At 53.8% G+C, this 23,073-nt stretch carries 18 protein-coding genes and 1 pseudogene; 9 read left to right on the top strand and 10 right to left on the bottom strand.

Annotation, left to right across the window (positions count from 1 at the left end):
* Positions 1–23 precede the first annotated feature (23 nt).
* Both HB631_RS18840 and HB631_RS18835 read right to left on the bottom strand, forming a co-directional pair.
* Positions 24–497, bottom strand: coding sequence for a VOC family protein (locus tag HB631_RS18840; RefSeq protein WP_213992721.1), 474 nt, complete (start codon positions 495–497; stop codon positions 24–26).
* Between the two features lie 31 nt (positions 498–528).
* Positions 529–1,101: an SIS domain-containing protein gene (locus HB631_RS18835; protein ID WP_213992720.1), complete on the bottom strand. Its 573-nt coding sequence runs from the start codon at positions 1,099–1,101 to the stop codon at positions 529–531.
* A gap of 837 nt (positions 1,102–1,938) precedes the next feature.
* Here HB631_RS18835 and HB631_RS18830 point away from each other — a divergent pair.
* Together HB631_RS18830 and HB631_RS18825 are read left to right on the top strand one after the other, a co-directional pair.
* Positions 1,939–3,054, top strand: coding sequence for a GntR family transcriptional regulator (locus HB631_RS18830; protein ID WP_213992719.1), 1,116 nt, complete (start codon positions 1,939–1,941; stop codon positions 3,052–3,054).
* A 175-nt stretch (positions 3,055–3,229) separates the two neighbouring features.
* Positions 3,230–5,635, top strand: coding sequence for a phosphoketolase family protein (locus tag HB631_RS18825; protein WP_213992718.1), 2,406 nt, complete (start codon positions 3,230–3,232; stop codon positions 5,633–5,635).
* Positions 5,636–5,747: 112 nt separating this feature from the next.
* Here the strand turns inward: HB631_RS18825 and HB631_RS18820 are convergent, their stop codons facing one another.
* The 3 genes from HB631_RS18820 to HB631_RS18810 are packed head-to-tail and all read right to left on the bottom strand — an operon-like array spanning position 5,748 to position 8,379.
* Positions 5,748–6,776 carry a LacI family DNA-binding transcriptional regulator gene (locus HB631_RS18820; protein ID WP_213992717.1) on the bottom strand — a complete coding sequence of 343 codons (1,029 nt, stop codon included), beginning with the start codon at positions 6,774–6,776 and terminating at the stop codon, positions 5,748–5,750.
* 21 nt (positions 6,777–6,797) lie between these two features.
* Positions 6,798–7,607 carry an ABC transporter permease gene (locus HB631_RS18815; protein WP_213992716.1) on the bottom strand — a complete coding sequence of 270 codons (810 nt, stop codon included), beginning with the start codon at positions 7,605–7,607 and terminating at the stop codon, positions 6,798–6,800.
* Positions 7,591–8,379, bottom strand: coding sequence for an ABC transporter ATP-binding protein (locus tag HB631_RS18810; RefSeq protein ID WP_213992715.1), 789 nt, complete (start codon positions 8,377–8,379; stop codon positions 7,591–7,593). Before HB631_RS18810 ends, HB631_RS18815 begins: the two co-directional genes overlap by 17 nt.
* Positions 8,380–8,675: 296 nt before the next feature.
* Here HB631_RS18810 and HB631_RS18805 point away from each other — a divergent pair, with 296 nt between their 5' ends.
* Complete coding sequence (locus HB631_RS18805) at positions 8,676–9,443, top strand: glutamine amidotransferase (RefSeq protein ID WP_213992714.1); 768 nt, start codon at positions 8,676–8,678, stop codon at positions 9,441–9,443.
* A gap of 29 nt (positions 9,444–9,472) precedes the next feature.
* Here the strand turns inward: HB631_RS18805 and HB631_RS18800 are convergent.
* Positions 9,473–9,740, bottom strand: a pseudogene (locus HB631_RS18800) (transcriptional regulator); the annotation flags it as partial.
* 211 nt (positions 9,741–9,951) lie between these two features.
* Here HB631_RS18800 and HB631_RS18795 point away from each other — a divergent pair.
* Positions 9,952–10,758 carry a hypothetical protein gene (locus HB631_RS18795; protein ID WP_213992713.1) on the top strand — a complete coding sequence of 269 codons (807 nt, stop codon included), beginning with the start codon at positions 9,952–9,954 and terminating at the stop codon, positions 10,756–10,758.
* Positions 10,759–10,812: 54 nt separating this feature from the next.
* Here the strand turns inward: HB631_RS18795 and HB631_RS18790 are convergent, their stop codons facing one another.
* The 3 genes from HB631_RS18790 to HB631_RS18780 form a co-directional block, all read right to left on the bottom strand.
* Entirely contained in the window at positions 10,813–12,969 is a 2,157-nt protein-coding gene (locus HB631_RS18790) for an EAL domain-containing protein (RefSeq protein WP_213992712.1), read from the bottom strand.
* Between the two features lie 201 nt (positions 12,970–13,170).
* Entirely contained in the window at positions 13,171–14,859 is a 1,689-nt protein-coding gene (gene treA / locus HB631_RS18785) for an alpha,alpha-trehalase TreA (RefSeq protein WP_213992711.1), read from the bottom strand.
* Positions 14,860–15,949: 1,090 nt separating this feature from the next.
* Positions 15,950–16,135 carry a hypothetical protein gene (locus HB631_RS18780; protein ID WP_213992710.1) on the bottom strand — a complete coding sequence of 62 codons (186 nt, stop codon included), beginning with the start codon at positions 16,133–16,135 and terminating at the stop codon, positions 15,950–15,952.
* A 471-nt stretch (positions 16,136–16,606) separates the two neighbouring features.
* Here HB631_RS18780 and HB631_RS18775 point away from each other — a divergent pair, with 471 nt between their 5' ends.
* The 5 genes from HB631_RS18775 (at position 16,607) to HB631_RS18755 (ending at position 22,342) form a co-directional block, all read left to right on the top strand.
* Positions 16,607–17,740, top strand: a complete 1,134-nt coding sequence (locus HB631_RS18775; protein WP_345945723.1) for a LacI family DNA-binding transcriptional regulator — start codon at positions 16,607–16,609, stop codon at positions 17,738–17,740.
* A gap of 391 nt (positions 17,741–18,131) precedes the next feature.
* Entirely contained in the window at positions 18,132–18,608 is a 477-nt protein-coding gene (locus HB631_RS18770; protein ID WP_213992709.1) for a hypothetical protein, read from the top strand.
* A gap of 353 nt (positions 18,609–18,961) precedes the next feature.
* Complete coding sequence (locus HB631_RS18765) at positions 18,962–19,672, top strand: ABC transporter ATP-binding protein (RefSeq protein ID WP_213992708.1); 711 nt, start codon at positions 18,962–18,964, stop codon at positions 19,670–19,672.
* Positions 19,673–19,730: 58 nt separating this feature from the next.
* Positions 19,731–20,663: an ABC transporter substrate-binding protein gene (locus tag HB631_RS18760; protein ID WP_213992707.1), complete on the top strand. Its 933-nt coding sequence runs from the start codon at positions 19,731–19,733 to the stop codon at positions 20,661–20,663.
* 26 nt (positions 20,664–20,689) lie between these two features.
* Positions 20,690–22,342, top strand: a complete 1,653-nt coding sequence (locus tag HB631_RS18755) for an iron ABC transporter permease (protein WP_213992706.1) — start codon at positions 20,690–20,692, stop codon at positions 22,340–22,342.
* A gap of 366 nt (positions 22,343–22,708) precedes the next feature.
* Here the strand turns inward: HB631_RS18755 and HB631_RS18750 are convergent, their stop codons facing one another.
* Positions 22,709–23,026 (bottom strand): glucose PTS transporter subunit EIIB, encoded by a 318-nt coding sequence (locus tag HB631_RS18750; protein WP_213992705.1) that lies wholly within the window; start codon positions 23,024–23,026, stop codon positions 22,709–22,711.
* Between the last annotated feature and the right edge of the window lie 47 nt (positions 23,027–23,073).

Genomic DNA, 23,073 nt, shown 5'->3' with positions numbered 1-23,073 from the left:
AAACTGGAATTATGACGGGTATATCAGGCGGGATACCGGCTTTCTGGTTCAGGTATGGCACCGGCGTTGCCCAATTCGATCACCGCGCCCTGGAACCGCTCTTCGGTATCAAGATAATAAAAAACATCGTCACCGATATTGCCGCTTTGCACCACCTGGTAGCCGCGCTTTTCATATTCGGCTATCGCCTCTCGGCAATCTTTAAAATAAAGTTTCATATGGTGCAAACCATAACCGTGTTTTTCGATATATTCGTCATAGATGCTATATCCACTTATAGGCTGCATGAGTTCCATTTGAACGCCGTTAACCCAGCATACGGCGATTTTATAAATATGTTCCGCCGGTTTACCACGATAAAGAGAGTTTTTGATATTATGCGGTCCATAGGTATATACGTCCCATGGGCCGATATGACAAACATGATAATAATGCTCCATCGCGTCATCCAGGCTTGAAACAAGATGAGCAATTTGTATTATGTCACCATCTTTCATAATCGGGCCTTTTGGCTAAATAAATTCAATGTTAGGCAAATTTGTGCGGTAACCCTTCCAGATTAGTGTGACGCTTTTTCATCTCATCGAGGGATATACCGGTTTTTTCAATCAACAGCATGGTAATAATATCAACAAACAAAAATAACGATTGTTCCAGCAAAGACGACATGGGTTGAATGGATGCCACTTCCTCGGCGCCGCCAAAAATCTGGCCCGGCACTCTTACCGTCAAGTCGGCATAACCGCCGTGTTCGTTTTCCGGATGCGCGGTGAGCAAAGCGATGCGGGCACCGGCTTCCTTGGCCAGTTTAATGACATTGAGTTCGACATTGGTTACCGCGCAATGGCCGATGAGCAGGTCTCCCGCCCCGATACAGGGCGTGGTGGTGTCATAGACCACATAGCTGTCAAATCCCATATGTTTCAGCCGCATAGCAAAAGCGCGCACGGAAAGTTGCATTCTACCCATAGCATACAACTGAATTGTTTTTGCTTTACATATTTCATCCATGAGCTGGTTGATTTCAGTTTCATCCACCGCCAGTAGCGTCGTTTTGTTTTCAGCTATAACCTGTTCAACGAGGTTCTTGTAGGTATACATCAAAAAAATCCTCTGTTTAAAATTATATCGGCATGGGCGAATTAACTTTACATATTGACAAATTTGTAAAATTAATTAGTTAATATGTGCATACAACATACGATAAATTTGCAGCTTAACCTTCGATATTGATCACATATTCTTTGCAAATTTGTTAAAAATATTCACTATTTCGTCATTAAAGTGATCACGCTCACATTAATAATTCAAATGCATTACAGCCTCCTCGTTTCGCCGCGGCGAACCACACATGGGACGAAGAATAGATAAAATAATGTTTTAAAACAATATGTTATAAAAATAACATTGGAAGAAGGCAAAACCACTGAGTGAGAGTACTTATCCCATCACGGCATTCCCGACCACCCGGTGCGGGTCATAGCCCTTTCCTGTTTATCTGACGGCCCAGATACGCCCGAAGAAGGCTGATTACAACAAGGAGAGGACTAAAATGAGGCGGAACGGCTAATAGCGGCCGGCGACTTGCCAAGGTTTATCCCATAGCGTGGCAACCGTCACCAGGATCAAACCATTGAAGAGAAAGCCCTAAGGGAATGGGAATCAGATTGTGACCACACTCGTGTTAAAGAAAAAAATCTTCATTTAGTGTGCGCGGGATGGGTTTATTTTTATTCCCTGCACGATAATCCCATTAGCAGCGCGAAGATCGGGTGGCATAAATTTTGACCAATTTACCCGCTTGATTTTACAACTTTTATCATTTATGGTGTTTTTAAATATTGGCTGGTTCAGGTTATATCATGTCGGTGTTATTTCCCGGCCCTTGGATAGTTTTGGGTGACCTAATTAATTTTGGAACAGGCGAAAAAAATCATCATGACAAAAAGAGGTAAACTGGACGCGGTATTTTTGACGATAAAACAGCGTATCCTTGACGGGATCTACGAAGAAGATCAACGTTTACCCTCGGAAAAAATTTTATGTGATGAATTTTTCGTCTCCAGACCCACAATATCCAAAGCCTTGGCCAAATTAAGAGAAATGGGCCTGATTAGCAGTACCCAAGGCTCCGGTCATTACGTCTGTGTTCAACACCAGGAATCTCTCGTCACGCCGCAAGAACTGACTCTGGGTATATTATCCCCCCGTCTGGAAGCCAATGAAAGCGGCTTCCTGTTCGAGCAGATATTCAAATCCATGGCGTCATTATCGCAACAGTTTAATTTCTCCCTGGTCTGGAACGGTGTCGTCACCATGGGTTCGGATGCCAGTAAACAGAAAATCATCATTACCGTTGAAAAGATCATCGATCGTTATATCAAAAATAACGTTCATGGCATATTTTTTATTCCTATTGAATTTCACCCCTTTGCGGATGAAATCAACGATCTTATTCTTCATAAACTCTCACAGTGCAATATCAAAGTGGTGCTGGTGGACAGCGATTTGGCCGCCTATCCCAACAGAAGCGCCTATGATCTGGTGGGTATAGATAACATTGCCGCCGGTTATTCTGTGACCCACCATTTGTTGAAGAACAAAACGCGGCGCGTTGATTTTCTGTGTGAAAACTACTCGGCGCATACGGTTTCCATGCGCATCATGGGATATAGGCTGGCGTTGCTGGAAGCCTCCCTGCCCGCCATGGGCGAGTGGGTGCATGAGGGTGCGGTGGGGGATAAGGAGTTCATTAACCGGATACTCGATTCCGGCGCCACCAATATTGTATGCGCCAATGATTTCACCGCCATGAAGCTGTTATCCGTCTGCACTCAAATCAACCGCAAAGTGAACGTCGTCGGCTTTGACGATAATGAATATTCGGCTTTGCTCGGGATTCCCTTGACCACCTATAAACAACCCTTTGGCGATATCGCCGAAAGCGCTATTTTCCTGATGCTTAACCGCATACAGTTTCCTCAGGTGGCCCCCCGTCATATACAGCTGCGCGGCGAGCTGATTATCCGATCTTCCTGTGGGACGAGGGGCTGAGGGGGCATTAACCGATAAGGAGTCCATCCATCAGGAATTGAATAATCAGGATTCGGCTTATGAAAAGAAATGCACTCGGCGTACCTGCCTGGGCCCCCCTACTCGGGCATAGAGGGAGATACCGGTCTAGACTTGTGCTATTCCGTATCACCTATGTATGCCGAGGAGACTTCATATGGAAACCACCGTTGTTGGGTCCGTTCCTTCCACACCCGATGCTCATGAACTGGCGCTGATGGACCGCTATTGGCGGGCGGCAAACTATCTGTCGGTGGGACAAATCTATCTTATGGACAATCCCCTGCTGCGTCAGCCGCTGCTTCCTGAACATATCAAGCCTCGCCTGCTCGGCCACTGGGGCACCACGCCCGGTCTCAATTTCATCTATACCCATCTCAACCGCATCATCCGCAACCGCGACGTGGATATGATGTTTATTTGTGGCCCGGGACACGGCGGACCAGGCATGGTGGCCAACACCTGGCTTGAAGGCACTTACAGCGAAATTTATCCCGACGTCAATGAAAACGCCGAGGGCATGCGCCATTTATTCCGCCAATTTTCGTTCCCCGGCGGCATCCCGAGCCATGCGGCGGCACAGACTCCCGGCTCCATCAATGAGGGCGGCGAACTGGGCTACTCCCTGGTGCACGCCTACGGCGCGGTATTCGACAACCCCGGTCTTATCGCCGCCTGTGTCATCGGCGACGGCGAAGCGGAAACCGGTCCGCTGGCCGCCAGCTGGCACGGCAATAAATTTATTAATCCGGCACGCGACGGCGCCGTCCTGCCGATCCTGCACCTCAATGGCTACAAAATAGCCAATCCTACTCTGCTGGGGCGATGCAGCGATGAAGATCTGCAACAGCTGTTTCAAGGCTATGGTTATCAGCCGATTTTTGTCGAAGGCGATCAACCCTTGGATATGCACCGCAAAACGATCGCCGCTTTCGATCGGGCCTTCGACGCCATCCATCGGATACAACAGGACGCCGTCGCCGGCAGCGCACCCGGGCATAGGGTGCCCCATTGGCCGCTGATTATTTTTCGCAGCCCGAAAGGCTGGACCGGCCCCAAGGACGTGGACGGTAAAAAGGTGGAAGGCTTCTGGCGCGCCCATCAGGTGCCGGTGTCAGGCTGCCGTGAAAACGATGCTCACCGGCGGATTTTGGAGCAGTGGATGCGCAGTTATGATCCGGATGATTTATTCGACGCCGAAGGCAGGCTTAAAGACGAATTGCGTCGGCTGGCGCCCGAGGGCGCCCGGCGCATGGGGGCCAATCCCCATGCCAACGGCGGTCTGCTCAGAAAGACCCTGCACACACCGGACATCGGCGACTACCGAGTGGCGATAACACAACGGGGGGGGATCCAGGCGGAATCCACCAAGATCTTCAGCGAGTATTTGCGGGATATCTTCCGGCTGAATGCGGATAATGCCAATTTTCGCTTGTTCGGCCCCGACGAGACGGCATCCAATCGGCTAAGCGCGGTATTTGAAGCCACCAATCGGGTCTGGATGGAGGAGACCAAGCCTTACGACGAGCAGTTGGCAATGGACGGCCGCGTGATGGAGGTCCTGAGCGAACATCTTTGCCAGGGCTGGCTGGAGGGCTATCTGCTCACCGGCCGGCACGGATTATTTACCTGCTATGAAGCCTTTATACATATTGTCGACTCCATGTTCAACCAGCACGCCAAGTGGCTGAAAGTCTCCCGTGCCCTGCCGTGGCGCCGCCCCATATCCTCCCTGAACTATTTATTGTCCTCCCATGTCTGGCGGCAGGATCACAACGGCTACAGCCACCAGGATCCGGGTTTTGTGGATCTGGTGGCCAACAAGAAAGCCGATATCGTGCGTATCTATCTGCCCCCCGATGCCAACACCCTGCTGTGGGTTGGCGATCACTGCCTGAATACCTACGATCGCATCAATGTCATCGTGGCGGGCAAACAGCCGGAGCCGCAGTGGCTGTCCATGGACGAAGCGGTCAAGCACTGCAAGGCAGGCATGGGCATCTGGCACTGGGCGGGCAACGAAGACGGCAAAACGCCGCCGGATGTGGTTATGGCCTGCGCCGGAGATGTGCCCACCCTGGAGACATTGGCGGCGGCTGAACTGCTGCGCCGCCATGTGCCGGCCCTGCGTATCCGGGTGGTAAACGTGGTGGACCTGCTGGCGCTGCAATCACCTGATCAGCATCCCCATGGCCATTCCGATGAAGATTTCGACGCGCTGTTCACCCCGGATCGACCGGTGATTTTCGCTTTTCACGGTTATCCGGTCCTGATCCATCGCCTGACCTATCAACGCAAAAACCATGACAACATCCACGTACATGGTTTCATGGAAGAAGGCACCACCACCACGCCGTTCGATATGGCGGTGCTCAATCAGCTGGACAGATTTCACCTGGCCATCGCCGCCATAGAGCGCTTAGCGGGGCTGAAAGCGCAACACCCGGCCGCCGCCGCCCTGGATCTGTTCCGCGCCAAGCTGGACGAACACTATCATTATGTTCGGGAACACGGCGACGACCTGCCGGAAGTGCGGGATTGGCAGTGGCAAAACGCCGGATAATTGGCCTAACCCACCAAAAAGTCCGGGATTGGCAATGGCAAAAAATTGGCCGACCGGACTAAACCCACCGGGAAATCCGGGAGGGTCGCGGGGAAAAGATCGCCGGCCAGAGTCAATCCACTGAACGGCGGATACAGAGCTCGGTGGGAAAATCGCATTGACCTGGCGCATCCGGGATGGCGCCGATACGGTGCAATAACAGAGATGCGGCGGCGCGGCCCATTTCCCGTCCCGGTTGGCGCACGGTAGTCAGTTCGGGATTCAGCAGACGCGCTTCGGGAATATCATCGAAGCCGGTGACGCTGATATCTTCCGGTACCCGTACATGCAGCTCCAGGCAGCGGCGGATAAAACCAATGGCCATCAGGTCATTGGCGCACAGCACCGCCGTGGGCCGCACCGCCATTGCCAGAATCTCATCCGCCGCCCGGCGTCCTGCCTGCTCGGTGTAATCGCCGCGTACGATCGGCACGCTGTCCGGCGGAATGCCGGCCCCGGCAAAAGCCTCGCGAAATCCCGCCTGGCGTTGCTCGCTGGTCCATAACCCCCGTGGACCGGTCACCACCGCCAGGCGGCGGTGGTGCTTTGCCAGGACATATTGCCCAAGGGCGCGGGCGCCGATAAGATTTTGCGAACTGATAAACGGCACGTCCAGTCCGGGCAGGTATTCATCCACAAACACCACCGACCCTTTTTGCGCCAGGGCAATAAGCGACGGACTGGGCAAGCCGGTGCCGGAGAGATAAATCACCCCATTGAGCCGCTGGGTCCGCAACACCTGGGCGTAATACTCTTCCCGTCGGGTATTCGACCAGGTCATACACAGCACCAGCAGGCAATCGACGGTATCCAGCACGCTCTGGATGCCCTGGGCCACATCGACAAAAAACCCATTGCCCAAATCCGGCACGACAAAACCGATGGATGAGATGCGTTGATGCTTAAGGCTTCTGGCGGCGCTGTTCGGCTCGAAATTCAGCTCGGCGATGCAGCGCAGCACGTGGTCCCGGGTACCTTCCGCCACCGGCCGGGCGCTATTGTTGATAACAGCGCTGACGGTGCCGATTGAAACCCCGGCCAGCCGCGCCACGTCACGAATGGTGGGCCGTAATGCCCGGGTGGTTTTGAGGCTGTCATCCATGTTAAGCAAACCTATGCAAGGTTAGGGGGTACGGCGCCAGTAGCGCCGCGACCAGCGGCGGGCCTTGGACGAGGCGAGCCACGGCGTCGCCAGGTACTCAAGCAGGATCACCAGCAGGAAACTGAGCACGCCCAATAACGCCAGGAAACCGATGGCGGAAAATGTCCCGGCGGTGTTTAACCGCGAGTTGGCCTGTAACAGATAGGCCCCCAGGCCGCCGCTGGTGGAGGCGGTCCATTCGCCGATGACCGCGCCGGTCACGCTGAAGGTGGCGGAAAGTTTCAAGGCGGAAAATAACGGCGTGTAGGTGGCCGGCAGCTTGACATAGCGGAAGATGCTCCAGCCGGAGCCGCCCATGGACCGCACCAGATTCAGCATATCGCGATCAACGGAGTTCAGGCCGTCCAGCACGTTAACCACCACCGGAAAAAACACCACCAGCGCCACGATAACCAGCTTGGGCGCCAGGCCGAATCCCAGCCAGATAGTCAGCGCGGCGGAAATGGCAATCACCGGCACCGCCTGGCTGGCAATGAGAATTGGATAGAGCACGCTGCGGATCCAGCGGGTGGAATCCATGATCACCGCAAACATGAAACCGGCGCCGGCACCGAGGATAAACCCCAGCAAAAAGGTGGTGAACGTACTTTGAAAACCCACCCATAACACCGACCAGTCCGACAAAACGTGCCGCCAGGTCATTTCCGGCGAGGGCAGCACATAGGGAGGAATGTGGTAGAAACGCACCGCCATATCCCAAATCAGCAACACCAGCAGCAACGCCGCCAAAGGTCCCCCGAGGGGCAACAGTACTTTACGAACGCGTTTCATCGGCGGGCAGGTCCTGTTGAAGGTTTTCACTGTAAATAAGGCTCAGGATCCGGCGTTTTAATCGGATGAATTCCTCACCGGTCAGGCAGGACAGCGGCCGCGGCCGGGGGATATTCACGGTAAATATCTCCTGGATGCGGCCGGGCCGCGGCGTCATCACCACCACCCGATCCGCCAGGTACACCGCCTCGTCGATATCATGGGTAACAAAGACCACCGTCCGCCGCTGCTCCGCCCACACGGTTAATAGCCACCGCTGCATGGATAAGCGTGTTTGCGAATCCAGCGCGCCGAAGGGTTCATCCAATAACATCACGTCATGCTCCATCGCCAGAGTCCGCATCAGCGCCACCCGTTGCCGCATTCCGCCGGACAGGGCCGCCGGATAGTGATTGATAAATTCCCCCAGGCCGTAACGTTCCGCCAGCGCCGCGCCCGCCGCCCGCTGCCCCCGGCTGGCGCCGCCTTTGATAATGGCGCCGAGCACGATATTGTCGATAACCGTCATCCAGGGCAACAGCAAATCCTTTTGCAGCATATACCCCACGTGGCCGCTGTGGCCGGTAACATCATGGTCATCAATGAAAATAGCGCCGCTGTCCACCGGCAATACGCCGGAAATGAGGTTGAACAAGGTGCTTTTACCACAGCCGGACGGCCCCACCACGCAGACGAATTCCCCCGGCGCGATATCCAGATCCGTGGGCGCCAGCGCCGTTATGGCGCCAAAGCGCCGGCTGACCTGACGAATCGATAACTTGGCGGTTGTCATGGCTTGGCCCCTTTTCTATCCTGATGTCATAGGATAATGCAATCAACCACTTCCATTGAACTAACAGTATTTCACAACCCTCGCCGCCGAACCAGAGCAAACCGAAGGATAAAATGAAAATTGAAACGGTTCAATAATTTATGAAAAAAATACATTAAAATATTTATTTTAACTTGATTTATAATTATTAAAATGACAATTTTTATAATTGAACCGGTTCAACTTTAATTCATCATTGCAGATCAAAAAAATGCCGGTCGGCTTTTTTATTTACCATGCTCGAGGAGGGCTTCACAATGAGTCGGAAAAAAGTACTGTTGGTGGGTGAGACATGGGTCACCTCGGCCACGCATTTCAAGGGTTTTGATCAGTTCGGCAGCGTGACCTTTCACTCCGGCGCCAAAGGGATGATAGCCGCTCTGGCCGACACGGAGTTTGAGCTCACCCATATGCCCGCGCACCAGGCGGTGGAAGATTTCCCTTTTACCCTGGACGGACTCGGCGTTTACGACGCGGTCCTGCTCTCGGATATCGGCGCCAATTCCCTGCTGCTGCACCCCGATGTGTGGCTGAACGGTAAAACCGTGGCCAACCGTCTGGCGCTGTTACGGGACTGGACAGCACAAGGCGGCGCCCTGGGAATGTTCGGCGGTTACCTGAGTTTCCAGGGTATAGACGGTAAAGCGCGCTGGCATCGCACTCCGGTGGAACAAGCCTTGCCGGTGGAGTGTTTGCCCTATGACGATCGTGTGGAAATTCCCGAAGGATTTCGTCCGGAAATCGAGCCGGCGCATCAGGGCCATGCCATGTTCCGGCATATTACCGGCGAATGGCCGGTGCTGCTGGGGATAAACGAAGTGATCGTCAAACCCGGCAGCGAGGTGCTGGCGCGGCTGCCGCAAGCCGCCGGAGGGTATCCGCTTCTGGTGACCGGCCGCTATCAGCAAGGACGGACCCTGGTATGGACGTCGGATATCAGCCCGCACTGGCTGCCGCAGAGCTTTATGGATTGGCCCGGCTATAAGCAGTTGTTGATCAACATGCTGTCCTGGATGACGCAATAACGATCCACCACCGCCGGTGGGATAAAATATCAGACAATGATCACCTCAATGCCCCGCTGTTCCAGATCAACCCGATCTTTGTCATTAATGCCGTCATCAGTGATCAAGGTATGAATTTTATCGATGGGCAACACCAGATTAAAGCCATTGCGGCCGAACTTGCTGGAATCCAGCACCGCGACCACTTTTTTAGCCGCGTTCGCCATCACACAGCTGATGGCGAAAGGTCCCACCGCAGAGCACCAGTGTGATCTCCTGATTGCCCGATAACGCCAGGGCGGCGGGAAGATTATTGGTCAACCGGATGGCAGGGATGTGTTAATGACGATTCTATTAAAACAACGGCTAAGAGGAGGGTTCAGCTGGATATCCGTTGCCGCAGGCCAAATCCGTACAACGGAAGATAAATAGTTTCAATGCTATTTAAAAAAGTCAAAAAACTTGTTGAGTGGCTGCACAATTGCATTATGATACTGCAAAAAAATAAAGGAATTATTAGGGGCCTCTAATGAACACGACGCTGTCAATGAATGAAATGACAGGAGTTTTTACTAACCATTCAGCAGAAGAAAGACCAAAAACCTTAGTAAATAATAATATTATTTTTTTTAATTTTAATAAAAACCATCAACTCATCAATATTTCAAACAGTGGTAAATCGCCTAAAAAAACAACGGCCTTAGCTTACGGTGAATCAACTTCATCATGCCCACATTTGCAAAAGAGCAGACCCGAGATGCAGCAAAAATTAGCTATGCCAATAAAAGAGCGACAGAATATATTTACTATTCCACACGATGACTTATCAAAAGGACAGTGCCCTAACCATTCAGCCATAACAAATCCAAAAACAGCAAAACAAAAAGCACCATCCTCAACCGCGCAGGCTGATTTTGCACCATTGAAAAGACGCAGGATATATAATAAAAATATCGAGCGGCTCTGCGTCGAAAAAGTTTTAGATGAAAATCAGTCTGTACGTACAGTGGCGCAGAGCTACGACGTCCCAATGTGGAAAATCTATCATTGGTTAAGTAAAATTCCTCTTTGGAAAGGATTACATGACGACGCCGACAAGATATCAGAGAAGTTTCATCAAAAGGTGGTTGAGGCCAACCGCGGCTTATTGCCCGCACAACGGGTACAAAATGTTGCCGTTGATAGTCCCGCTAAAGCTCTCCGGGATGTCCAGGCAGAAAGTCTCCGCGATAGAATAGCGGAGCATATCCATCACCAACCCGCCCAACCGGTACTGCATAATCGGCCGGCCGCCGAAGGAATAGTACAGCGTCAACCTTTTTGGCGGCCATGGTAAGAGAGTCCGACTCAGCCCGGAAATAAACCCCCGGGCCTGAAAATCCCATCGGCATTAATGCCCCAATCCCAATCGCAGGGTAAACTCCGCCGCGGTCATGGGTCTGCCGAACAGATAGCCTTGGGCTTCCAGGCAGCCTTTTTTACGCAGACGTTCGCATTGTTCCACCGTTTCAACGCCTTCAGCGATAACCTCCAGTTTAAAACTGCTGCCTAAATACAGTATCGCCCTGACAATAGCCGCATCCGGCGGGGATTCGCACATGGCGCGGACAAATGTCTGATCGACCTTGAGCCGGGTGACCGGATAGTGTTTAAGCATGCTGAGAGAGGCATAACCGGTTCCATAATCATCAAACGCGATCCCCACGCCGTCCCGGCATAATTCCCGCAGCGGGAGCAACATGGTTTCATCATGGCGCAGGATAATATTTTCGGTAATTTCCATTTCCAGCGCCTTGGGCGGCAGCCCGGTTTCAGCCAAAATGGCGCGCACCTGCCGCGCCAGATTGCCGGTCCTGAACTGCGCGCTGAACAAATTGACGCCGATACGGAAATTTTCCACGCCGGCGCCGCGCCATAACGCCGTCTGCCGGCAGGCGGTCTTTATCACCCACTCCCCTACCCGCTCCGCCCAGGGACCTGATTCCAGCGCCGGCAAAAAAGCGGCTGGGCCAAGCAATCCTTTTTCCGGATGCCGCCAGCGCAGCAAAGCCTCCGCGCCGACAATCGCCTCGTCGGACAAACGAACCTGAGGCTGATAGAACAATTCAAATTCATTTTGCTCGTAGGCGCGGCCGAGTTCGGTCTGGTAAGAGCGTTTGGCCTGCGATAATTCACGCAGTTCGCGGGTAAAAAAACGGCGGCAGTGACGCCCCTCAGCCTTAGCCTGGTAAAGCGCCAGATCGGCGCTGGTGAGCAATTCCTGGATGGTCAAGCCGTGGATGGGATAAATCACGATACCGACGCTGGCGCCGATGTTCACCGGCTGTCCGTCGACGGTAAAAATTTTCGATATTTCATCGATAATCTGATCGGCGATTTCCGCCGCCCGCTGCGGATCCGACAGGCCCGGCAGCAGCATGGCGAACTCATCGCCGCCCATACGGGCCACGACATCGCCGGATCGCACGCAGTGTCGAAGTTTATCGCCCACAGCCACCAATACCATGTCGCCGCCGGCATGGCCCAGGTTATCGTTGACATCTTTGAAACCGTCCAAATCCACCAGCATGATGATGGCGGCGGCTTCATTCCTCAGCACCTGCTCGAGACTCGAGGTCAGCAGGGTCCGGTTGGCCAGGCCGGTAAGATGATCCATATGCGCCAGCTGAAACAAGCGTTCCTCATTGCGGCGCCGTTCGGTAATGTCCCGCAGGATGGCGCCAAAGCTGACATGCTGGTGGTCAACCCACATCGAGGCGGAAAGCTCCACCGGAATCCAGGAACCATCCGCCGCCCGGACCTTCAGTTCCAGCGTCCCGCCGTGCTGCAACGTCTCTTTATCGGCCACCAGACGATGTAATCGCGCCACCAGGCCGTCCGGTACCAATATATTGATACTCTGTCCGAGGATATCCTTGTTGTCATAACCCAATAATTTGCGGGCGGCGGTATTCCAAAAAGTAATGGTGCCGATTTCGTCGGCACAGATAATCGCATCCGGCGATGTGTGCGCAATATTTTCAAAACGGCCCTGGCTGGCGGAGCGCGCTCTTTCCAAACGGCGCATTTCCAGTTTATCCATTACCAGCGCCGCCAGATCCTGCATATTCTGCTTGTCGCCGCCGCTGAGATCCGGTCGCGGCACCCGATCGATAATGCACAGCGAGCCGATGGCGTACCCGGTTTGTGTAAATAAGGGAATACCGGCATAAAAACGAATGAAGGGCTCGCCGGTGACCAGCGGATTATCTTCAAACAACGGATCCGCCAGAGTGTCCGTTATCACCAGGATATTTCGTCCTTGGATAGTATGCGCGCAAAAGGAAATGTCCCGTGGCGTTTCACAGGTGGCGATGCCGATACTGGCGGCAAACAGCTGACGCTCCGCTTCGATGAGGGAAATCAATACGATGGGAACATTAAAAATATTGGCTGTTAAATGAATGATACGATTAAAGCCCATATCCGTTATTGGCTCATGAATGCCATACTCTTCAAGAGTTGCTAAACGCTGTTCTTCATCCTGACCCAACGGCGGATAATTCATATATGCCTCTACATATTTATATAAATAATAATTGACAATTTTTGGAAGAATTATGCCCGTTAAGTATAGTCACCAGCGCGGGGAAGGGAAGATAATCAATAATGTGAATTATTACGTTCAAGACGCGGGAGTCAATATTACCGACCCCCGGCGCCAATCCGTTATTGCGAGGCTGTCAATTCGTTAAGCTGTTACCCTGTGCTATTGCGTGACAGTAGCTTCTTTTACACCTTCGCCGGTCTTCTGCTTATCCACGCAGCCCGGCGTTTTATCACAATACAAATCCAGTAATTTCAGCGTGACGCCATTGGTCCAGCCAAAACCATCCTGCAATGGGTATTCGCCCCCGCCGCCGCCGCCAAGGCCGCTACCTTCAACTACATATTTCTCCACCAGCTTATGTTGGTTATTATAAAGCCGTTGCACATTGCCTAAAAATCGAGTGGCAATATCTTCCGCCAAAGCATCATCGCCGTAATTGCGCAGTCCTTCAACCGCAACCCATTGCAGCGGCGCCCATCCATTGGGGGCATCCCACTGCTGCCCGGTGGTATGCGTAGTGGTGGTCAAACCGCCTTGCTTGAGCAATTGCGCCCGAATGGTTTGCGCGGTGCGGTTGGCGCGATCCATCGGCGCGATTTTTGCGTATAACGGAAACACGGTAGCGGCGGTCAGTTGTTCACTCAACTTGCCCTGCTGCCAGTTGTAGTCGGCATAATATCCCTCTTGCTCGTTCCACAGGTGCTGGTTGATTGCCAGCTTTCGCCGCTCGGCCCGCTGGCTGTAATCGTTGGCGGCCTGCTGATCCTTGGCCAGCAAACTGGCATTGGCCAGGGTATGTTCCAGGTGATACAGCAACGCGTTCAGATCCACCGGCAGGAACGACGTGGTGCGGATCGACGATAACTCGAGCGGGTTGTCGAACCAGCGCGAACTATAGTCCCAGCCGGAAGCGGCACCGGCCCGCAAATCCCGGTAAACTTCCGCCGGCGGCCGGTCCTTGGCCTCACTGGCGGTCAATATATCTTCCATATAGGATTCCGTACGCGGCGTATCCAGATCATCCCAATACCGATTCAGCAACGAACCGTCCGGCAAACGCACCACCCGTTTGTTGGCTTCGCCATTTTCAAGACCGTCACTGCCGGCCATCCAATAGTCGTACTCTTTTTTCAGCTGCGGCAGGTATTTCAGGTAAACTCCCTCACCATCGTGGGCCGCCAGCAGGTCAATCATCAGCGAGAAGAACGGCGGCTGCGAGCGGCTCAGGTAGTAGCTGCGATTGCCGTTGGGGATATGTCCGTATTTTTCAATTTCATGGGCAAAGTTGTTGGTCATATCTCTGACCAGCTCCCATTTGCCGCTTTCCGCCAGCCCAAGCATGGTAAAGTAGCTGTCCCAATAATAGACCTCGCGAAAGCGTCCTCCCGGCACCACATAATCATTGGGCAGGGGCAGCAGCGAGTCGTAAGGCCGCACGGTTGAGGTATTACGGGTCAATACCGGCCACAGGGTATTAATATGTTCACGTAGCGTCTGGCCGGTGGGCGGTACATATTTCACCCGGTCCGGGGGAAATATAAAATTCTTGTCGACAAACGTACGCAGGTCGAACTTCTTACGCCGTTTTTTTACCTGGTAATCAGCCACAATCGCCGCCGGGGTCCGGCGCGGCACCGCATCGGCAAAGGTTTTTTGGTCAGGAAATAATTTCGCCGTTTGCACGTCGATATAGAGCTGACCTAACAATATATCCGGTCCCAGCAACGAGGGGATGTTGGTTTTATTTTTAGTCGTACCCGTGGAAAGGGCCAGGCCTGAAGCTGCTCCCAGCGCCATGCCTAATGTCAGAAATCTTTTCCAGGTCCACCTGAAAGAGCGTGTAATCATAGGTTTTTCTCCTTTTTTATACGCCATCTGGCTAATCTGGCCGCGGCCGAAAATTCGTAGCAGATTTATAACTATAGCTACTGATGGCATATTCAGGGACATCCGGGCCATGCCCGGACCGGTTCCCCTCCCCACGGAAAGAACCCGATAATGGCCACTGTGGCCCCGGGACACGCCGTGCCGGAGAGCGTAATACCCACTCAACATGCCGCTTATCCCGGCCGGCGACAGAATAGAAAGATGATTTCTAATAATTTTATTAGCATAAAATCAATAGGTAACAATGAGTTTGCAGGTTAAATTCTCCCTTTACCCTCCGTATTTATCCCCAGAGCTCTGGCGGTTCACCTTGACTTCTTTCCCTCGGGCCGAGGGATGTTTTCGGGCAAAACCAGCGGCGGAAATCTGATACGGGCCCGCTTCGGCGGAGAGATTCGGATTTATCGCAACAGCTAAAACCTTTGTTGCGGCTCTTGTTCGGTCCCTCTCTGTCCACCATGAGGCGCGCATTTTCATCTCAAATGCAATCACATTAAATACTATCATTTTGCAACAATAACAAAACAAAAACATATATAGATGAAAATTATAAATTCGAAGTTGTTACATGGTGTTAATTATTATTAATATTACATTAGCCAGCTAATAAATACGTTACAGCTCAAGTCAGGTGAAAATCGGCAACTATTTCATCACTTGATGGCGGTTTATTTTCATGGCGAGACGGTTATAATTCCGGCGGCGGCTGGGAATCTAAAAATAGGTTCCCTCCGAACGCCATTAAAATATCGCCCCTTCATGACGTGCTTGGGTGGGGGAAACCGACGGGGGATGGCGGATGGGGCGGGTACATGGCACGGCACATCCGCTGGGGCCTTTTACCAAACGCCCCATGGCATCGCCTGTGCAATTTTATTGCGCGATTTTGGAATACACGTGAAGACGGAATACAACGCGATGATGGATATAACGCGGCTTACCGTGGGAAAAACTCAGGGATATGCAGAGACTACGCCGTCATTAACCCCACGTCATTTACCATATAGCGTCGAGGCGCGGCTATACACCGCCAGAGGCCGCGCCCGATGCCTCAAACCCGATGCTGGTCATACTCCATATCGCTGACCCGCTGCCATACTTCCGCCGGCATATAGACCGGCATATGATCGCAACCCATGGCGCTGAACAACGCATCGGTTTCGGAACAGGCTGCCCTATCGACGCTAGGTTCTTCCGGTAAGACAAGAAATAAACGCTTTAAATGTTCAATAATCATCTCGATGCTCCTGGCCTGAAAATCAAGGCCTGTTGGTCGGGTGTATTGGCAGCGTACCGCCCGGATATAGCGGTAATACAGTTATAAACGCAAACCGCCCCTGCGGGAAAGCTTTTTTTTGTATCCATGGAGTTCCAACCTGCCTTGTGAACCGCCATTATTCGCCGCGTCGTTTCAAAGCGTCTGAAATGAAAGATAATAAATATTCCGCGCCGATGGCGGCCGAGGTATGGAACTGTCGATAGGATAATCATATGGTTAAAATGAAATCATTATAATCAAAAATAATTAGCTTTTTTTTCATGGTATAGGTTATTGGTATAAGTCAATTACCGCCGGCCCTATTTTAATGAATTCAAAGAGATGCTGGATGGGCAGACGGTTATGCCCAAGGCATTATCGCTGTTATTTGACATTATCAATAACGAATATAGTCGTTGTTTGGCCTTATGGGAAAGGGGAGCCAGGAAGGTGTTCGACCCGGGCGGTTTGAGTTGCCCGGATATCCCCGGCGTTGTAGCATTGGCTCCGGTCTTCTTTCTGAGCAACCACATGCCCAAGCCGCAAAAACCCCGCAATGTCAGTGCCCGTTCAACCCAGGGTGTTACCGTATTCGAGGTGGCCCGACTGGCGGGAGTCGCCCCGATTACCGTATCACGCGTGCTGAACCAGCCCGGAAAAGTTAAAAAAGACACGCTGCTGAAGGTACTGCAGGTCATTGAAGAAACCGGCTATGTGCGCAATCAAATAGCCGGCTCATTGGCATCCAACCGCACCCGATTGGTGGCGGTTATCGTGCCGGTACTCACCAATCCGATTTTTTCCGATACTTACCAGGCCATAGCGACCTGGCTGGCCAAAGCAGACTACCAGGTATTGCTCGGCATTTCCGGTTACCATGCCGCACAGGAAGAGGAATTGATTGAAGTTGTCCTCAGCCGCCGCCCCGACGGCATCATCCTCACCGGAACCGCCCACACCGAACTTAGCCGAAAACGCTTGCAGTCCACCGGCATCCCGGTGGTTGAAACCTGGGATATGACTGACAACCCCATTGATATGCTCATCGGTTTTTCCCACGAAGAGATTGGCCGGCGGGAAGCGCAGCACCTGCTGGCGAAGGGCTACCGGCATTTTGCCATTATGGAGGTGGACGATCCGCGCGGTCTGCGGCGCAGTGCAAGTTTCATTGGGGAATTGGCCCTGCACGGTATCACCCCCTGCCATCGACAGACCTTCCAGGGATTGCCGACGCTCGCTCAGGGACGGGCCGGGCTGGTTGAGCTGTTGGGATTTCGGCAGCGGCCGCTGATGATCGTATGCTCATCGGATACGCTGGCCCATGGCGTGCTTACCGAGGCCGCCAGCCGGGGGCTAAGCGTTCCCGGAGAGTTTGCCGTCATGGGTTTTGGCGATATGAATTTCGCCGCGTTTACCTACCCGGCTCTCTCCACGGTGAGAATCGACGGTACTGATATCGGCCATCGGGCGGCCGCGGCTTTACTGGAGCGATTAAAGGTAAAGACCCATTCCCCGCCGGTGGTGACGGACGTCGGTTTCACCCTGGTGGATCGGGACAGCACCGCCATGTTGCCGCCTCTTTGACCGGCTTTGCCGTAATCATTATATCAGGCGCAAGGAAAAGCACGCCGAGCCTCTCAATCACCGGCCCCGGCAGCGGTCAGAATTTCCTCGCCGAACGAGCCGTTAAGAGAGCAGGTACTATCTACGTATAAAATAATTATTATAACCATATAATCCATTAATGATTCCATCATTAATGGATGCAATTGATATTACCGGTTCATCAATTCATCGAGAAGACGAGAAGGAGTGTCATTACCTCCTTGCAGCTCACTGTAATTATAAAATTTTTCTTATATGATCCATTTGCTATTAAATGAACTCAATCATGCTATTTTAGCGATTATTACCCAATACGCCAGTATTGATTACGGATCAAATTAACTAGGATGCATTATTAATAAGGAAAATTATGTTTCATTACAAAGATTGCGGATTATCAACTGTTTGGCTCATTAACGGCTATGTACAAGAAAATTTGAATAATGAATTACTCCTCCGCATCGAAGATAAATCCGGTTTGCATCGATTAATCGCTAAGGCATTAATTAATCGCCGCGGTTCCCTCACCGGGCTGGAGATGTATTTTATACGCAACGAAATGAATCTATTACGACAGGAACTGGGAGAAAAAATGGGGGTGAATGCGTTGCTTATCAGTCAGTGGGAGCAGAGTTACCTCCCATTGCCCCGACGGGCCGATATCGAATTGAGAACGATTTTTGTCGGTTTATTATTAGAAGAGAGCGAAAGGGTGATGCATGTCCATCTGCTCTCTGAGTCAGGAAGGGATCGTTTCATTGAACAGCTTATCTTTACCTTCAGCGACATGCAATGGCAACGCTATGTGCCGCTGCCAGGTTCGCCAACCGGCCTTGAGCCGATATAACGCGGCTTACAGTCATTACATTTACATTATCACACTGCATGAATTGAAATGACCAACATATAAAATCATCCAATTTGATTTATGATTCCGTCGTTGGACGGCATCAAACGACACGGCAATAAAAACGTCATATTGGCTCTTTATACTTCAGATTCAATAAAGTCCCAAAGAGGATAACAATATGTACGCCCGCCTGTCATTGGCGCAGCGGCGAGGCTCCGGTATCAGGTCATTGCCGGTTGCCGCGTTCTGCGCCTTATTTTTACCCCCGCCCCGCCGCTGCCGTCCGCCGTTTTCGGGCCTATTCCCGTCAAGAACAACGCTCATGCCCTCTACCGAAACGGAGGGTCGTTATGACGGCCAAATCCGTTAGCCCCGCCGTACCGATTGTCATTACCGGCCTGAGCCATGATTTCGGCGGTCATCGGGTGCTGGATAATATCCATTTACGGGTGCCCGCAGGCACGACCCTGGCCTTACTGGGCCCTTCAGGCTGCGGCAAAAGCACGCTGCTAAAACTCCTGGCGGGATTGCTGCAACCTGCTCATGGGGAAATATATTTTGGTTCCCGACGGGTTACGGGCCGGCAGGTATGCCTGCCCCCCGAAGCTCGGGACATCGGTATGGTATTCCAGGACTATGCGTTATGGCCCCATATGAGCGTGGCGCAAAATATCGATTTCCCGCTGCGGATGCGCCATATTCCCCGCACCGAGCGTGTCCGGCGGGTCGGCACGGCGCTGGCACGGGTCGGGCTGGCGGAGTACGGGCACCGCAAACCGGCCGAACTGTCCGGCGGCCAGCAGCAGCGTGTGGCGCTGGCGCGGGCCATCGTGGCCGAACCGCGCATCCTGCTGTTTGATGAACCCTTGTCCAATCTTGACCGGGATCTCCGTGAATCCTTATGCCGGGAAATGGCCGACCTGCTCGGCCAGCTCGGTACAACCGCTGTTTACGTGACCCACGATCGCAGTGAAGCAAACCGGCTTGCCCGGCAGATTGCGCACATGGCGCAAGGGCGCATCGTGGATATCACCACCGTTGAGACACCTTGGGGGAAATAAGATGAAACCGATGCCGATGAACCCGTTTCGTTGTCTGATGACAGGAGTCATAACCGCTATGTTGTTAACCACCCCATTAATCAGTGCCGAAACGCAGGCGCTAACCCTTTATACCGCCGGACCCGGTTCGCTGGCGAAAAAACTGGCGGCGGGTTATCAGAAGCAATCCGGCGTGAAGGTGGATATTTTCCAGTCCACTACCGGTAAGGTCATGGCGCGGCTGGAAGCCGAACAGGCCAATCCCCGGGCCGACGTACTGATTTCCGCCTCATGGGACAGTGGCGAGGCCTTGCAGCAGCGGGGTTGGCTGCTGGCTTATCAAAGCCCGAATGCCGCACAGGTCCCTACTCAGTTCAAAACCCCTTATTATGTGGCACAGGGTATCTCGGCCCTGGGCATCGTGTGGAACAGTGCCAGCGGCACACCGGAGCCTCGCGATTGGCAGGATCTGGCGCAACCGGCGTTCAAAGATAAGGTGACCACCCCCGATCCGGCGCTTTCCGGCGCTTCCCTCGATTTACTGATGGGGTTGCAAAATGCTCGGAGTGAAAAAGCCTGGACGCTGTTCAGCCAATTGAAGTCCAACGGCATGATTATCGCCGGACCGAACGCCCAGGCATTGACGCCGGTATTGCAGGGCGCCAAGGCGGCGGTTTTCGGCGCGGTGGATTATGTCGCTTACAGCAGCTTGCAGGACGGTGAATCCATCAAGGTCATCTTCCCGGCCGGCGGTACGGTCATCGCGCCGCGGCCGATGATGATTATGAAAACCACTCAACAGCCGGAGCAGGCCAAAGCCTTTATCGATTATGTCCTCTCGCCGGAAGGTCAACGGCTGGTGGCGGAAGCCTGGCTGATGCCGGCCCGCGGCGATATCGGCGCCAAGCGGCCGCTGTTTAGCGCGTTAACGCTGTTACCCCTATCGACCGTACAGGGCGCCACGCGCGAAGCGGCGCTGAGCCGCTTCGCCACGCTGTTCGGGCAGCGCTGATCCGGCTTGCCGCCGTGAGGACCGCAATGAGACGTTTTGCCCTGCCGCTGCTCACCTTGACGGCGTTAACGATACTGGTGGCGTTACCGCTGCTGTTCATGACTTTACAGGGGATCTTTCCCCAGCTGGCCGCCGGCTCAATGGCCGGGGCATTCAGCGGCGTGACGAGGCTGGCTGGAGACCCGCAGGTCTCCAGGCTCTTGGCGGGCACTCTGGTCACCGGGTTCGGGGTCGCCGCCGCCGGCGCGGCCATCGGGATTCCGCTGGGCACGCTGCGGGGCTTATACCATCTGCCCCTGGCCCGCTGCTGGGATGCCGTGTTGCTGGCGCCGTTCCTGATACCGCCCTATATTGCCGGCCTGTCATGGGAAGTCGCCTTGCAGCGGCACGGTTATCTGGAGCAATTGACCGGTATACGGCTTAACGATCTATTATTCAGCCGTACCGGGATGATTATTGTCATGACCCTGAATATTTTCCCGGTAATCTATTTCGCCGTATCCCGCAGCATGTCCGCCGCCGGCCACCGGTTGGCGGAGGTGGCCCGGGTCCATGGCGCCGGCCCCTGGCGGGCATTTGTCCTGGTTACCCTGCCCCTGTCCCTGCCCGCCATTGCCGCCGGATTGCTGCTGGCCTTCACCTTGTCTATCGAGGAATACGGCGTACCGGCGGCGCTTGGCATGCGGGCCGGAATACCGGTCTTAACCGTCGGCATAGAACAGCGGCTGTCGGATTGGCCTATCGATTTACCCTCCGCTTCCCTGCTGTCCCTCATGCTGGCGGCCATCGCCCTGACAGCCTATTTCATTGCGCGGGCGGTAAGCGGCGACCGGGATGTCCAGGTGACCGGCGGCAAACCGGCCGCCGTGATCCCCCGCTCCCTTGGATACTGGCGCCTGCCGGTTTTGCTGCTGTTTGCACTGACGGCGTTGCTGGCCGTGGCGGCGCCCATTGCCGCCATGCTGGCAACGGCATTCTCCGGCACGTTATCGGGCGGATTACACTGGCATAATCTCAGCGCCCGTCACTTCATCGCCCTTTTTGACCGCCATGGAGAAGCCCTCGATGCCTTGGGCACCAGCGTGGGTCTGGCTGCGGCGACGGCGCTGCTCACAGGACTGGTGGGATTTTTGTCCGCCTGGCTGACGGTGATAAAAAGAATGCGCGGCGGGATGGTTATCGATGTGCTGTCGTTGCTGCCCGCAGCGCTGCCGGGCGTGGTGGTGGCGGTGGGCCTGATATTGACCTGGAATCGGCGTTTCTGGCCGGTCACCCCTTACGATAGCTGGGTTATCCTGTTATTCGCCTACAGCTGCCTGTTATTGCCTTATCCAGTGCGTTATGCCGGCGCGGCCCTGCGCCAGCTCGGCGCCAACCTGGAGCCAGCGGCCCGCGTACACGGCGCCACCGAGTGGCGTGCGCTGCGCTATATCGTACTGCCCTTGATTTATCCGGCCTTACTGGCAGCCATGATGATGGTGTTCGCCGTCGCATCGCGGGAACTGGTGGCATCGTTACTGCTATCCCCTGCGGGGGTACAAACGGTATCGCTGTTTATCTGGCGCCAGTTCGAGCAGGGTTCGGTAGGAGACGGCATGGCGATGGCCAGCGTGGCCGTATTGCTCAGCCTGGTGATAATCCTGGCGGCAATGGCCCTGCTACAGCGCCGGCAGCGCTGAGGCGCGGCGAAACCGCTGCGAAACCAGCATGTTAAAGGGAGACCGTGCTGATGGGGTCGAAGCGGGCGTGGTTTTTCCGCCCGCCGGAATGCCTCATGGCTCGGTAGGCCCGCTATCACCGATCAGGCATCGAACGTGTTAAAGGGAGACCGTGCCGATGGGGTCGAAGCGGGCGTGGTTTTTTCGCCCGCCGGAGTGCCCCATGGTGCGGTAGGCCCGCGATCATCGATCATGCAACAAACCTGTTAAAGGGAGAGCGCGCCAATAGGGTCGAAGCGGGCGTGGTTTTTCCGCCCGCCCGAGCGCCCTATGGTGCGGCCCGCGATCGCCGAATCTGAACCGAGCGTGTTAAAGGGAGACCCGCGCCTATTTGTCCTCCAGGCCGAAGCGTTCCGCCAGCTCGCGGCGAAGGTTATCCGATTGCCGCCCGAAAATGGCCTGAACCTCCTGTCCTATCACCACCACCCCCACAGCGCCCAAATGCTGGATCTCACCGGTATCCACCTTGCTCAGGTCCTTGACTTTAACCCGTAGCCGCGTGATACACGCATCCACATCCACAATATTGTCCTGCTCACCCAGCGCGGTAATCAATGATGATATATCGGGATCGTGCGGCACTGTGGAGTGGGGATGGCTCACCTTCTCGCGGAAAAAACGCATGAATTCTTTGAAATTAACCATTCGTCAATCCTTATTTAAATTGTCAGGGCTCATAACGACAGCCGGTG

The sequence above is a fragment of the Sodalis sp. dw_96 genome (assembly GCF_018449575.1).
Classification (GTDB): domain Bacteria; phylum Pseudomonadota; class Gammaproteobacteria; order Enterobacterales; family Enterobacteriaceae; genus Acerihabitans.
This window is presented reverse-complemented; position numbering and strand designations above follow the sequence as displayed.

Bases quoted from the DNA above. Each gene is read 5' to 3' on its own strand.
- HB631_RS18830 (WP_213992719.1), top strand. From the start codon at position 1,939: ATGACAAAAAGAGGTAAACTGGACGCGGTATTTTTGACGATAAAACAG.
- HB631_RS18825 (WP_213992718.1), top strand. From the start codon at position 3,230: ATGGAAACCACCGTTGTTGGGTCCGTTCCTTCCACACCCGATGCTCAT.
- HB631_RS18815 (WP_213992716.1), bottom strand. From the start codon at position 7,607: ATGAAACGCGTTCGTAAAGTACTGTTGCCCCTCGGGGGACCTTTGGCG.
- HB631_RS18820 (WP_213992717.1), bottom strand. From the start codon at position 6,776: ATGGATGACAGCCTCAAAACCACCCGGGCATTACGGCCCACCATTCGT.
- HB631_RS18795 (WP_213992713.1), top strand. From the start codon at position 9,952: ATGAACACGACGCTGTCAATGAATGAAATGACAGGAGTTTTTACTAAC.
- treA (WP_213992711.1), bottom strand. From the start codon at position 14,859: ATGATTACACGCTCTTTCAGGTGGACCTGGAAAAGATTTCTGACATTA.
- HB631_RS18770 (WP_213992709.1), top strand. From the start codon at position 18,132: ATGTTTCATTACAAAGATTGCGGATTATCAACTGTTTGGCTCATTAAC.
- HB631_RS18780 (WP_213992710.1), bottom strand. From the start codon at position 16,135: ATGATTATTGAACATTTAAAGCGTTTATTTCTTGTCTTACCGGAAGAA.
- HB631_RS18805 (WP_213992714.1), top strand. From the start codon at position 8,676: ATGAGTCGGAAAAAAGTACTGTTGGTGGGTGAGACATGGGTCACCTCG.
- HB631_RS18835 (WP_213992720.1), bottom strand. From the start codon at position 1,101: ATGTATACCTACAAGAACCTCGTTGAACAGGTTATAGCTGAAAACAAA.
- HB631_RS18790 (WP_213992712.1), bottom strand. From the start codon at position 12,969: ATGAATTATCCGCCGTTGGGTCAGGATGAAGAACAGCGTTTAGCAACT.
- HB631_RS18760 (WP_213992707.1), top strand. From the start codon at position 19,731: ATGTTGTTAACCACCCCATTAATCAGTGCCGAAACGCAGGCGCTAACC.
- HB631_RS18810 (WP_213992715.1), bottom strand. From the start codon at position 8,379: ATGACAACCGCCAAGTTATCGATTCGTCAGGTCAGCCGGCGCTTTGGC.
- HB631_RS18765 (WP_213992708.1), top strand. From the start codon at position 18,962: ATGACGGCCAAATCCGTTAGCCCCGCCGTACCGATTGTCATTACCGGC.
- HB631_RS18840 (WP_213992721.1), bottom strand. From the start codon at position 497: ATGAAAGATGGTGACATAATACAAATTGCTCATCTTGTTTCAAGCCTG.
- HB631_RS18755 (WP_213992706.1), top strand. From the start codon at position 20,690: ATGAGACGTTTTGCCCTGCCGCTGCTCACCTTGACGGCGTTAACGATA.
- HB631_RS18750 (WP_213992705.1), bottom strand. From the start codon at position 23,026: ATGGTTAATTTCAAAGAATTCATGCGTTTTTTCCGCGAGAAGGTGAGC.